Source organism: Gymnodinialimonas sp. JB5-7 (assembly GCF_055693405.1).
On the sequence record NZ_JBVFUX010000012.1, the window covers coordinates 1,324,159 to 1,337,389 of the forward strand.

Here is a 13,231-nt window from a genome sequence, read left to right on the forward strand (position 1 = left end):
CCGGGCTCACGGGTGTTCGACCTTCTACGGCTCAGGTTCAGTAAGCCACCAACCCGTTCGTCGTCCAGCACGCGATTATCCATCGAAGTCGATCGCGACTTAAGTCGAGATCGGGGCATTTATATCCACAAACCGAATTCTGATTTCGATACGGGCTTCTTTATTGGCCCAAAGGAAGAAAATACATCTTCCCCAAGGCACAGATGAGCGCCATTCGGGAGACGAGACAATGACACTCACACCGCTGCAGCACGCGCGCACCGTCGAACGCCCTTCGCGCGATGCCGTGCTGCAAAGACATCCCATCCGTCCAACACTTCTGGAACACCAACAAAGCCGAATTCGAGAAAGCCTGGGCGGAATGGGAATCAGGTCTGAATGGCAGTAGCCCGAAGCTCGATAGCTCCGTTTTCGATCCGCGCCTGCGCAGCGCTGTCGAGGCCGCGTGGGCCGATCCCACCACCGAGGCTGCAGTACGCGACCTCTGGCAGGAAGTGTTCCCTGGCGTCTATCGCGCACAATTTTTCGATATCGAAAGAATTTCGACCCTGCGCACCCATATGGACGCCGTTTCCAATGCTGAGATCCCCCTGCGTCCGCCTTACGGAATCTCGTTGAACCGCGGTGGCGCCATGCTGGACCCCAGGTCCGAAGGGTATTTGGCCGCGCCAACCTTCCAGACGTTTTACCAAGACCTGATGAACCGCTACATGCGCCCGATTTCGCGGCTGCTGTTCCCGGATGTGATGGGGTACGACACCCAGACGTTTGGCTTCTCGATCCAGTGGCAGGCGAACAAGGATACGTCCCTGCGCCCGCATACCGACGCGTCCGCTGTGACGCTCAACATCAACTTCAACTTGCCGGGTGAGGATTACGACGGCTCCGCGGTCAGCTTCATTGATCCTGTGTCGCGCCGGGTCGAGAAACTCTCATTTGAACCCGGCACGGCCCTGATCCACCATGGCAGCGTCCCCCATGCGTCAGAACCGATCACCAAGGGCGAGCGTTTCAATTTCGTGCTGTGGCTTCATCGGCGACCACGGGCAGATTCCGCCATCAGGTGGGCCTGTGAAGGCCGCAAGTGCCAAGGAACGCTGGTCGATGCCTGACGCAAAAAACGACGGCTTCGCGCCGTTCTAACACGCATGGGCCTCCGTCTAGGGCGGCCCTTTCACATCGTGCGGGTGATCGAATTTGAACCCATAGCAGCACGTTAAGCCTAACTTTTCGGCAGGGTTCGCCCCGGCGCAGGGTGGGTGCTGGAAACCAGTTGAAGTTCCCGCCCGTTGCGCCAATCCACGGCGTCACCATGCGCACCGCTCTCACAATTGTTGTCGTCGAAGAAGATCGTGATCGCGCGATTGCAATTGTCGACGCCCTCAAAGATGAGGGCGAGAATGACGTGCATGTGATTGGAAACATGACAGGCCTGGCGCGCCGGATCGCCGCCTATAGCCCCGACATCGTCCTGATAGACATTGATCACCCGACCCGCGACGTCATCGAGGAATTGACCCTCGCGTCGGGCCCGCTGGAACGACCGGTTGCCATGTTCGTGTCAGGTGCGGCAGGGGGCCTTGCAAGGGCTGCGGTTGAGGCGGGCGTAACAGCTTACGTCGTGGATGGGTTGCACCCTGATCGCCTCAAACCGGTCATTGACGCGGCCATCGCTCGGTTTCAGATCATGCGCCAGATGAGGACCGAACTGGATGAAACCCGTCGCGCCCTCGAAGAACGCAAGGTGATCGATCGTGCCAAGGGCCTTGTGATGAAGGCAAGGCAAGTCGACGAGGAAGAGGCCTATGCCATCCTTCGCAGAGCAGCCATGGATCAGGGAATGCGGGTGGCCGAGGTTGCGCAGTCATTGGTCACAACGGCAGGATTGCTCCGATGAAGTCGGTCTCGGTCTCCGTTGCGTATATGCCGCTGGTTGACGCCGCTCCGTTAATCGTTGCCCAGGAAATGGGGTTTGCAGAGGCCGAGGGCCTCGCCCTCGATTTAATCCCGGCCCCGTCATGGTCTTCGGTACGCGATATGCTGGCCTTCGGGCGCGTTGATGTGGCGCATCTGTTGTCGGTGGTTCCGGTCGCCATGGCTTTGGGCTTGGGTGGGGTTAGTACGGCCCTCTCCGCCGTCTCGGTTCTGTCGGTCAACGGAAACGCCATCGGGGTCAGCCGCAGCGTTAGAGGCCAACTTACGAGACATTGGGTATCTTTTCGATTTCGAGGACGCTCATGGCGCCGGGGCCGCCCTCGCAAAGGTGGCCCCGCACGGGCTGACTATTGGCGTGCCGTTTCCCTTCTCGATGCATATCGAGTTGATCGAGATCTGGCGCGAGGCGACCCCGTTGCGTGGCATACCGTTGAAGATCCGAACTGTTCCGCCGCCGATGATGGCGCAGGCTCTGGCCGAGGGCGAGATCGATGCATTCTGCGTTGGGGAGCCATGGGGATCGATGGCTGTGGAAGGCCATGTCGGCGCGCTCCTTTTGCCGGGCCGGGCGATTTGGAATTTCGCCCCCGAAAAGGTCTTGGCCACACGCGCCGAATGGGCGGAAACCGAACCGCATCTGTTGGGCCGTCTGATCCGCTCCGTCTGGCGCGCAAGCCGGTGGCTGGCCGATCCGGCAAGCCGAACCGCGGCGGCAGAGCTCTTGAGCCGTCCGCAATGGCTGGATGTTCCTTCCGAAATCGTCGACCGGGCCTTGACGGGAAAGCTGGCAATTTCACCGGGCGGAGAGCTTCGGGACGTGCCCGCGTTCCTCGAATTCCACAACAGCGCCGCGACCTTCCCTTGGCGAAGCCAGGGCAAGTGGATCGCACATCGCCTTGCGCTACGAACAGGATTGGATGTGCCTGCTGCAATGATCCAGCGCAGCGGATGTCTTCCGAAGTGATCAATACCGTTTTGCGCTGGATGGAATTGGCGCAGACATGCCAGGCGCCTCTGAAAAAGTAGAAGGCTCTCTCTACAGTCCCATGGCGGTGGGGTCGACTCGGGGGAGATTGTTTTGGGGCCGGATGCTTTTTTTGACGGACGCATTTTTGATCCGTTTGAGGCGTGACGCACAAGTTTTGGGCAAATTCGCCCGAAAGTTGCGGCAGTGCAGCATTTACAACTGACCAAAACGCAAACGGGCTTGCGTGCCCACACAGCACTCGCAATCCTAGGCGTGTCGAAGGCAATGGCGTCTTCACACACCCTTTCTTCCCACCGACCGGGATGTCTGAGCAAAGCCGCTCGATGCCGCTGCGATCTGTGCAGCGTGTGTCAGCGGCTTTTGTCATTTTTCGCCCTTCGCGCCTCCTCCCAAAAAATGCGCGTCGGGCATCAGGTAGGAGACCATCCATGAAACGCCTTTTTGCAGCGCTCGCTGCGACCACAGCCCTCAGCGCGCCGTTGGCGGCGCAGGAGCTGGAGATTGACGAGCTGACCTTCGGCTTCATCAAACTGACCGACATGGCGCCGCTCGCTGTGGCCTACGAACTGGGCTACTTCGAGGACGAGGGTCTTTTCGTCACCCTCGAAGCGCAGGCCAATTGGCGCGTTCTGCTGGATGGCGTCATCGACGGCACGCTCGACGGTGCCCACATGCTGGCAGGTCAGCCCATCGCGGCTACAATCGGTTACGGCACGCAGGCCAATATCATCACGCCGTTCTCGATGGATCTGAACGGCAACGGCATCACCGTATCGAACGAGGTTTGGGATCTGATGCGCCCGCATATCCCGTCGATGGACGATGGCCGCCCGCAGCACCCGATCAGCGCCGAGGCGCTGGTTCCGGTGGTCGAGCAATACCGCGATGAGGGCACGCGCTTCGACATGGGCATGGTTTTCCCGGTCTCCACGCACAACTACGAAATCCGCTTCTGGCTGGCGGCTGGCGGGCTGAACCCGGGCTTCTACAGCCCTGACGACATTACAGGAACCATCGATGCGGACGTCTTCCTGTCGGTGACGCCTCCGCCGCAGATGCCTGCCACTTTGGAGGCCGGCACGATTTTCGGTTACGCCGTGGGCGAGCCGTGGAACCAGCAGGCGGTGCAGCGCGGGATCGGCGTACCGGTGATCACCGACTACCAGCTGTGGCCGAACAATCCTGAGAAGGTCTTCGGCATCACCGAAGAGTTCGCGGAAGAGAACCCCAACACCACACGAGCCATCGTTCGCGCCCTGATCCGGGCCGGCATGTGGCTTGACGAGAACGACAATGCCAACCGGGAAGAAGCGGTAGAGATGCTGTCCTGGCCCGAATATGTGGGCGCGGATGCCGAGGTGATCGCGGCCTCGATGACCGGCACGTTTGAGTTCGAGCCGGGCGATGTGCGCGAGATCCCCGACTTCAATGTCTTCTTCCGCTACTACGCGACCTACCCGTATTATTCCGACGCGGTGTGGTACCTGACGCAGATGCGTCGCTGGGGCCAGATTGCCGAGCCGCAGACGGACGAGTGGTATCATGAGGTCGCGGCACAGGTGTATCGCCCGGACATCTATCTGGAGGCCGCGCGGTCGCTGGTGGATGACGGTCTGGCGCTTGAAGCCGACTTCCCCTGGGACACCGATGGCTTCCGGGAGCCGGTATCCGAGATGATTGACGGCATTACATATGATGGCCGCTTCCCCAACGCCTATATCGACGCGTTCCCGATTGGTCTGACCGGCGATGAGGTGGTGGTCGACGGTGCCGTGACAGGCGGCTGATCTCAGCCAATCGGTGGGTTTCGCCCACCCTACGCTGCGGGCGCGAACACATAGCGCCCGTGGCAATGCCAAAAAACAGGCGACGAAACCGGCGTAATGAAGCTGTAGTGAATCTGTAGTTTTTTTGTAACTACAATTGTAGTTACACGCCCCTTCGCCGCCTTTTCCAGCTGCCCACGCTGCGATGCAGAAAAGGACGCGAGAGACATGACGACGGTAGACCCGAATTTCGACGCAGACCGCGAGGCGCGCCGCGAGCGGACCTTCACCCGGATCAACAAGGCCGACACCTGGTTCAAGGTTCTGGGGCTGGCCTGGATCACGCCGATGCTGCGGATTGCGGCGGGCGATAACCCCAAAGCGCAAGGCGGCGAGATCTGGCGTTTGTTGGGGGTGCCGTTGCTGGCCATTGCAGGGTTCCTTTTGCTGTGGGCAACTCTGGCGCCGCAGGTTCAAACCTCGCTCGGCGCGATCCCCGGCCCGGCGCAAGTCTGGGAACAGGTGGGCAACCTGAACGAAGACGCGCAGCGCACCCGCGACCGGGCCGCCGATTTCTACGAACGGCAGGAGCAGCGCAATGCCGACCGGATCGCCGCCGGAGAAGAGCCGCGCCCAATCCGCGATTTCACCGGCGCGCCGACCTACTATCAGCAGATTTGGACCTCCATTAAGACGGTCTTCTTCGGCTTCCTGATCGCCACCATCGTCGCCGTCCCGCTGGGCATTGCCGCCGGTCTTTCGGCCACAGCAAATGCCGCGCTGAACCCGATCATCCAGGTCTTCAAACCGGTCAGCCCGCTGGCCTGGTTGCCGATTGTGTCCATCGTTGTCTCGGCGCTGGCTGCTGATGATGGGTTGTTCGAGAAATCGTTTATCGTGTCGGCCATTACTGTGACGCTCTGTTCGCTTTGGCCCACGTTGATCAACACGGCGCTGGGTGTGGCGAGCATCGACAAGGATCTGGTCAACGTCTCGAAGGTTCTGAAGATGGGAACCTGGACGAAGATCCAGAAGCTGGTTCTGCCCTCGGCCTTGCCGCTGATCTTCACGGGTCTTCGCCTGAGCCTCGGCGTCGGCTGGATGGTTCTGATCGCGGCGGAGATGCTGGCGCAGAACCCGGGCCTTGGCAAATTTGTTTGGGACGAGTTCCAGAATGGGTCGAGCCAGTCGCCTGGCCAAGATCATGGTGGCGGTTCTGACCATCGGTATCATCGGCTTCCTGCTGGATCGCCTGATGTACACGATCCAGTCGCTTTTCACCTTCACCAACAATCGCTGAGGTCTGGCAGCATGGCATTTCTGGAGCTGAAGAATGTGTCCAAGAGCTTTGGCGAAACGCCGGTGCTGAAGGACATCAACCTCGAGGTCGCGGAAGGGGAGTTTCTGGTGCTGCTGGGCTTCTCGGGCACCGGCAAGACCACGCTGATCAACCTGATGGCGGGCCTTGAGATGCCCACAAAGGGAGAGGTCCTGTTCAAGGGCGACGCCCGTGACGGAGCCGGGGCCGGAGCGCGGTGTGATCTTCCAGAACTATTCGCTGATGCCGTGGCTGACGGTGAACGGCAATGTGAGCCTGGCGGTTGATACGATGTTCCCGGATCTCAGCAAGGCTGAGAAGGCCGCAAAGGTTTCGAAATATGTTGAGATGGTCGGTTTGGGGCACGCGGCTGCGCGGCGTCCCGCAGAGCTCTCGGGGGGCATGCGTCAGCGCGTTAACGTCGCGCGTGCACTGGCCATGGACCCCGAGATGCTTCTTCTGGATGAGCCGTTGAGCGCCTTGGATGCGCTGACGCGGGGCAATCTGGCCGAAGAGATCGAGCGGATCTGGGAGGCAGACAAAAAGACCTGTGTGCTGATCACCAATGATGTGGATGAGGCGATCTTGCTGGCGGATCGGATCATTCCGCTAAACCCCGACGGGACGCTGGCGGACCCGATTGAGGTGGGCATTGCGCGGCCGCGGGACCGGTCGGCGATGAACAACGATGCGGAGTTCAAGCGGCTGCGGGCCGAGGTGACGACGTACCTGATGGATGTGGGGATCGAGGCGAAGGTCGAGGGCTACGCGTGTGTTGCCCGAGGTGACGCCGATCCATGGCGTGCCGGTGGCGGTGAAGAACGCCGCGCAGTCGTGCGCTGGAGGACCGGTATCTGGAGTTCTCCAAGGTGCATAAGGTGTATCCGACGCCGAAGGGTCCGCTGACGGTGGTGGAGGATTTCGACCTGAAGCTGCGGAAGGGCGAGTTCATCACGCCTCATCGGGCATTCGGGGTGTGGCAAGTCCACGGCGCTGACGATGGTGGCGGGTTTGAACGAGATCAGCAAAGGCGCGATCAAGCTGGATGGTGTCGGCGTGGAAGGCGCGGATCCGGAGCGCGCGGTGGTGTTCCAGTCGCCCTCGCTGTTCCCGTGGCTGACGGCACGGGAGAACTGCGCGATTGGGGTGGACAAGGTCTATCCGAAGGCGAGCCGGGCTGAGCGCCAGGATGTGGTGGAATACTACCTTGAGCGGGTGGGTCTGGCCGATGCGATGGACAAGGCCGGCCGTGGATCTGTCGAACGGGATGAAGCAGCGGGTCGGCATCGCGCGGGCCTTTGCGTTGTCGCCGAAGCTGCTGCTGCTGGATGAGCCGTTTGGGATGTTGGACAGCCTGACCCGGTGGGAATTGCAGGAAGTGCTGATGGAAGTGTGGAGCCGCACCAAGGTGACGGCGATCTGCGTGACGCATGACGTGGATGAGGCGATCTTGCTGGCCGACCGTGTCGTGATGATGACCAACGGGCCGCAGGCCACGATTGGCAAGATCACCGAAGTCGACCTGCCGCGCCCGCGCACGCGCAAGGCGCTGTTGGAGCATCCGGATTACTACACCTACCGGCAGGATGTGCTCGATTTCCTTGAGGAATATGAGCATGGCGCCAAACCCAAACCGAAGGCCAAAGCGGCCCCGGCGATTGCGGCGGAGTAGCTGACATGACCAAGCAGAAACTCGTTGTGATTGGCGCGGGGATGGCCTCGGGTCGGGTGCTGGAGCACCTGACCGATGCCGCACCCGACGCCTTCGACATCACGCTGTTCAACGCGGAGCCGCGCGGGAATTATAACCGCATCATGCTGTCGCCCGTCTTGGCGGGCGACCAGACCTATGCCGACATCGTCACCCATGACGACGCCTGGTACGCCGAGAGGGGCATTTCCACGCGGTTCGGCGAGAAGGTTCTGGAGATTGACCGCGATGCAAAGGTTGTCGTGGGCGAGAACGGCCACGTTCCGTATGACAAACTGATCTTCGGCACGGGATCGAACCCGTTCATGATCCCGCTTCCGGGCCATGATCTGGAGGGTGTCATTGCCTACCGCGATCTGGAAGACACCGAGCGGATGATGGGCCTGACTGCCGGTCAGAAATGCGTTGTGATTGGTGGCGGGTTGTTGGGCCTTGAAGCTGCCGCGGGCATGGCCGCGCGGGGTGTCGCTGTGACGGTCGTGCACATCATGGGCCACCTGATGGAGCGGCAGTTGGACGAGGCGGCGGGCTATCTTCTGCGCAAGTCGCTGGAAGACAAGGGCATCACGATCAAGTTGCAGGCGAACTCGAAGGAGATTGTCGGCGAAAACGGTCAAGGTGCAGCGCGCTGACTGCTGGACGATGGCACGGAACTGCCCTGTGACCTGTTGGTCATGGCGGTGGGCATTCGGCCCAATGTCGCGTTGGCACAAGCCGCCGGACTGGCGGTGGGCAAGGGCATCCACGTGGATGACCAGCTCTGCACGTCTGACGAAGATATCTTCGCGGTTGGCGAATGTGTGGAGCATCGGGGTGCGATCTTTGGCCTTGTCGCTCCGCTCTACGACCAAGCCAAGGTGCTCGCCCAAACCCTGCTGGGGGAAGAGGCTGCCTTTGTGCAAAAATCACTTTCGACCAAGCTGAAGGTGACGGGCTGCGACCTGTTCAGCGCGGGCGATTTCGCCGATGGCGAGGGCCGTGAAGACATCGTGTTCCGCGACCCGTCGCGGGGCGTCTACAAGCGACTTGTTATAGAAGATAACAAGCTGGTCGGGGCCGTCATGTATGGTGACACAGCCGATGGCAGCTGGTTCTTTGGCCTGATCCGTGACGGCACGGACATTGAGGAGATGCGGGAGACGCTGATCTTCGGGCCTGCCTATCAGGGGGCGACACTGCGGACCCTCTCTCAGCCGTTGCAGCCTTGCCGCTTGATGCGGAGATCTGTGGCTGTAACGGCGTTTGCAAAGGCACCATTGTTGAGGCGATCGAGGGTGGCGCGGGTGATCTTGGGGCCGTTCGTGCGTCTACCAAGGCCAGCGCATCCTGCGGGACGTGCACGGGGCTGGTCGAACAGCTTCTGCAAGTCACCTTGGGCGAAGACTTCCAGATGCCCGCGGCGCAGCCGGTGTGCGGCTGCACCGACCACACCCATGAAGACGTGCGGCGGCTGATCAAGACGATGCCGCTGAAATCGCAGGAAGCGGTCTGGCAGGAATTGGGGTGGAATACCCGCAACGGCTGCCATGTCTGCCGCCCGGCGATCAACTTCTACCTGCTGGCCGATTGGCCGCTGGAGTATCAGGACGACCCGCAAAGCCGGTTCATCAACGAACGCAAGCACGCGAATATCCAGAAGGACGGCACGTTTTCAGCGTCGTGCCGCGCATGTGGGGCGGGATCACCAACCCCCGCGAATTGCGCGCGATTGCAGATGCGGCGGACAAATACAACGTGCCGACCGTGAAGGTGACGGGCGGGCCAGCGGATCGACCTGCTGGGTGTGAAGGGCGAGGATTTGCCCGCGATCTGGGCCGATTTGAACAAGGCCGGGCTGGTCTCGGGCCACGCCTATTCGAAGGGGCTTCGCACGGTGAAGACCTGCGTTGGCACGGATCATTGCCGGTTCGGCACGCAGGACAGCACCGGCCTTGGGCATCAAGCTGGAGCAGGCGCTTGTGGGGGTCGTGGACACCGCACAAGGTGAAGCTGGGTGTCTCGGGCTGCCCGCGCAATTGCGCGGAGGCGACATGCAAGGATGTGGGCATCATCTGTGTCGATAGCGGCTATCAGGTGGGTGTTGCGGGGGCCGCTGGCATGGATGTGAAGGAGACCGAGCGGCTGATTGATGTGGCCACTGAGGCGGAGGCGATCGATGTGACGGTCGCGTTTGTGCAGCTTTACCGTGAAAACGCGAAGTATCTGGATCGGCCCTACAAGTGGGTGGCGAAGGTGGGCCTCGACTGGGTGAAAGAGCGGATCGAGGATCTGGACGAGCGCGCGCGCCTGATCGAAGCGTTCGAGCTGTCGCAAAGCATTTATCGCAAGGACCCTTGGGCCGAGCATGCCGCGGAGAAAGCGGAGCGCTATCAGCCGCTGGCCGACCTGACCTTGGAGGCGGCGGAATGAGCCGGGTTTTCGCCGCCTTCGGCGTCGACCGATGCGAGGGGCCAGCCCCTCGCGCTCCCCGAGGTATTTTTGAAACAAGGAAGGGGCAGTCCGATGGCGTGGGTTGATATCGGGGCGCTGGACGACGTGCCATTGCGCGGCGCGCGCAAGTTGAAGACCGCACTGGGCTGCGTCGCGGTGTTTCGCACGGATGCGGCCGAGGTGTTTGCCGCATCGAACACCTGCCCCCACAAGGGCGGGCCGTTGGTCGAAGGGATCGTGCACGGGCAGTCGGTGACCTGCCCGCTGCACAACTGGGTCTTTGATCTGAACACCGGCCAGGCGAAGGGCGAGGATGGGCAGATTTCGACCTATCCGGTGCGGGTCGAGGCGGGTCGCATCCTTATTGACGGCACGGCGTTGAGCGCGCGGAGTGCGGCGTGATGGACGGCCATGCGCCAGTAGGTGAGGTGCGCTCCACCTGTCCCTATTGCGGCGTTGGTTGCGGGGTGCTGTTGCGCCCGGACGGGGCCGGGGGGCTGGCGGTGCGGGGTGACCCGGAGCATCCGGCGAACCATGGGCGGCTGTGTTCCAAGGGCACGGCTTTGGGTGAGACCGTGGGGCTGGGGCACCGCTTGCGCGCGCCGGTGGTGGATGGGGCGGAGGCCAGTTGGGATGAGGCCCTGCAACATGTGGCGGATCGGTTTTCGCAGGTTGTGGCCGAGCATGGCCAGGATGCGACGGCGTTTTATGTGTCGGGGCAATTGCTGACCGAGGATTACTATGTCGCCAACAAGTTGATGAAGGGATTCATCGGCTCGGCGAATATCGATACGAATTCAAGGCTGTGCATGGCGTCCACGGTGGCGGGGCACAAGCGGGCATTTGGCACCGATACGGTGCCGGGGACCTATGAAGATCTGGATCAGGCGGAGTTGGTGGTGCTCGTCGGCTCAAACCTGGCGTGGTGCCATCCGGTGCTGTTTCAGCGGGTGAAGGCCTCGGGCGCGAAGATCGTGGTGATTGATCCACGGCGGACGGCGTCGTGCGATGGTGCCGCGCTGCATCTGGCGATTGAGCCTGGCGCGGACGTGGCCGTGTTCAACGGCCTGCTGCGCGCGATTGCTGCGGGTGGCGCGGTGGATGCGGGGTATGCGGCGCATGTCGAGGGGCTGGACGCAGCGCTTTGCGGCTGCGCGCGCGGAGACTGCGCGGACGGGCCTGAGCCCGGAGGAAGAGCGCGCCTTTCACGATCTGTGGATCGGGACGGACAAGGTCGTCACGATCTTCAGCCAAGGGGTGAACCAGTCGACCAGCGGGTCCGACAAGGTCAACGCGATCCTCAACTGCCATCTTGCGACGGGCCGGATCGGGAGGCCGGGTATGGGACCATTCACGCGTGACCGGGCAGCCCAATGCGATGGGTGGCCGCGAGGCTGGGGGGTTGGCCAATATGCTGGCCTGCCATCTGGATCTTGAGAACGCAGATCACCGTGCGGCGGTGCGCGGGTTCTGGAACGCAGACACTTTGCCTGAGGCGCCAGGTCTGAAGGCCGTCGACATGTTTCGGGCGGTGGGCGATGGACGCATCAAGGCGTTGTGGATCATCCACACCAACCCGGCCGTGTCGATGCCCGACGCGGATGCGGTACGAGATGCGATCAAAGGGTGCGAGTTCGTGGTTGTCAGCGACGTCACATGGTGCCACGGATACCGCGCGTCTGGCCGATGTACTGCTGCCCGCCACCGCCTGGGCCGAGAAGGAGGGGACCGTCACGAACTCCGACCGGACGATCAGCCGCCAGCGCGCTGTTCTGCCCGCACCGGGCCATGCACGGCCCGACTGGGATATCCTGGCGGAGGTTGGGCGCCGGATGGGGTTCGGCACCGCCTTCGACTATGAGACCCCCGCCGAGATTTTCCGCGAACATGCCGCCCTGTCGGGCATCGCGGGAGGCCGTTTCGGGCGGGATTTCGACATATCGGGCCTCGCCGATCTGAGCGATGCCGAATATGACGCCCTGTCTCCGACACGCTGGCCCGTCACCAGCAGCGGCACGGGTGAGCGCTTCTTTGCGGATGGTCGCTTTTTCCATCCGAACGGCAAGGCGCGACTTCTGCCTGTCACCACGCGTCCACCCGCAGCGATGCCGACACCGGAATTTCCCTATCGCCTCAACACCGGGCGGGTGCGGGACCAATGGCATACGATGACGCGCACGGGCCTGAGCCCGAGGCTGTCCGGCCATCTGGCGGAGCCCTATCTTGATCTGCATCCCCAGGACGCGGCAGCCTTGCAGGTGACACATGCCGACCTGGTCGAAGTCACCAGCCCCTATGGTCGTGCCATCTTGCGGGCGCGCCTCAGTGACGCCGTTCAACCCGGCCAGCCTTTGCACCGATGCACTGGACGGCGGAAACGGCCCCAACGGGCCGGGTCGACGCGCTGGTCGCGCCCGCGACGGACCCCGTCTCAGGCCAGCCGGAAAGCAAGGCCTCCCTCGTGTCGATCAAGCGGATGGAGGCGGCGTGGTATGGCTTTGCGGTCGCAACGGAAAAGATGAACCCCGATTGCGATTATTGGGCCGTTGCGTCGACCAGCGCCGGGTTTCGCATGGAACTGGCGGGCTACAAGGCCCCGGAAGATTGGGACGCCACCGCGCGCGCCTTGTTTGGGATATCCGATGCTGCTGCAATTTCGGTCAGTGACCCGGCGCGCGGCACGGCCCGCATCGCGTTTGAACAGGATGGGCATATCAAAGCTGCTCTGTTCGTCGGGCCGACGCCCATCGCGATCATGCGTGACTATATCGCCGGCCTACCCGGAACTGCCGCCCCCGCCAACCTGACAGGCCGCCCCCCTGCCGATGTCGTCGATGCGGGTGCCATCCTGTGTGCCTGCTTTGGCGTCGGGATCAACACCATCGTGACGGCCATCGAAAACGATGGCCTGATGAGTGTGGAGGCCATTGGCGAAGCGCTGCAGGCGGGGACCAACTGCGGCTCCTGCCGGCCCGAATTGGCGAGCCTGATCATGCGCAGTCAGCATCAAGGAGGCGGCGGAATGAGCCTTGCGCCTTTTGTCGCCACGTTGGGCCGTGGACCGGGCCGCGCGCGGTCGCTGA

General features: G+C 62.2%; 5 protein-coding genes and 5 pseudogenes. All 10 read left to right on the forward strand.

Annotation, left to right across the window (positions count from 1 at the left end; genetic code table 11):
• The first annotated feature begins 281 nt into the window (after positions 1-281).
• Positions 282-1,112, forward strand: a complete 831-nt coding sequence (locus ACZ1HK_RS15020; protein WP_472629377.1) for a 2OG-Fe(II) oxygenase family protein — start codon at positions 282-284, stop codon at positions 1,110-1,112.
• 200 nt (positions 1,113-1,312) lie between these two features.
• Entirely contained in the window at positions 1,313-1,897 is a 585-nt protein-coding gene (locus ACZ1HK_RS15025) for an ANTAR domain-containing response regulator (protein WP_472629378.1), read from the forward strand.
• Positions 1,898-1,923: 26 nt separating this feature from the next.
• Positions 1,924-2,136, forward strand: a pseudogene (locus tag ACZ1HK_RS15030) (ABC transporter substrate-binding protein); the annotation flags it as partial.
• A complete protein-coding gene (locus tag ACZ1HK_RS15035) occupies positions 2,060-2,899 on the forward strand; it encodes an ABC transporter substrate-binding protein (RefSeq protein ID WP_472629379.1) in 840 nt (279 codons plus the stop codon). The pseudogene ACZ1HK_RS15030 and the gene ACZ1HK_RS15035, both read left to right, overlap by 77 nt.
• Before the next feature lie 452 nt (positions 2,900-3,351).
• Positions 3,352-4,710: a CmpA/NrtA family ABC transporter substrate-binding protein gene (locus tag ACZ1HK_RS15040; protein ID WP_472629380.1), complete on the forward strand. Its 1,359-nt coding sequence runs from the start codon at positions 3,352-3,354 to the stop codon at positions 4,708-4,710.
• 207 nt (positions 4,711-4,917) lie between these two features.
• Positions 4,918-5,989, forward strand: a pseudogene (locus ACZ1HK_RS15045) (ABC transporter permease).
• Between the two features lie 11 nt (positions 5,990-6,000).
• Positions 6,001-7,679: pseudogene (locus ACZ1HK_RS15050) on the forward strand (ABC transporter ATP-binding protein).
• Between the two features lie 5 nt (positions 7,680-7,684).
• A pseudogene (gene nirB, locus ACZ1HK_RS15055) lies at positions 7,685-10,127 on the forward strand (nitrite reductase large subunit NirB).
• A gap of 93 nt (positions 10,128-10,220) precedes the next feature.
• Positions 10,221-10,550 (forward strand): nitrite reductase small subunit NirD, encoded by a 330-nt coding sequence (gene nirD, locus ACZ1HK_RS15060; protein ID WP_472629381.1) that lies wholly within the window; start codon positions 10,221-10,223, stop codon positions 10,548-10,550.
• A pseudogene (locus tag ACZ1HK_RS15065) lies at positions 10,550-13,174 on the forward strand (molybdopterin-dependent oxidoreductase). The gene nirD and the pseudogene ACZ1HK_RS15065 overlap by 1 nt, the downstream one beginning before the upstream one ends.
• Positions 13,175-13,231: the final 57 nt, after the last annotated feature.

Coding starts and splice junctions, on each gene's coding strand:
- ACZ1HK_RS15020 (WP_472629377.1), top strand. CDS start 282: ATGCCGTGCTGCAAAGACATCCCATCCGTCCAACACTTCTGGAACACC.
- ACZ1HK_RS15025 (WP_472629378.1), top strand. CDS start 1,313: ATGCGCACCGCTCTCACAATTGTTGTCGTCGAAGAAGATCGTGATCGC.
- ACZ1HK_RS15035 (WP_472629379.1), top strand. CDS start 2,060: ATGTGGCGCATCTGTTGTCGGTGGTTCCGGTCGCCATGGCTTTGGGCT.
- ACZ1HK_RS15040 (WP_472629380.1), top strand. CDS start 3,352: ATGAAACGCCTTTTTGCAGCGCTCGCTGCGACCACAGCCCTCAGCGCG.
- nirD (WP_472629381.1), top strand. CDS start 10,221: ATGGCGTGGGTTGATATCGGGGCGCTGGACGACGTGCCATTGCGCGGC.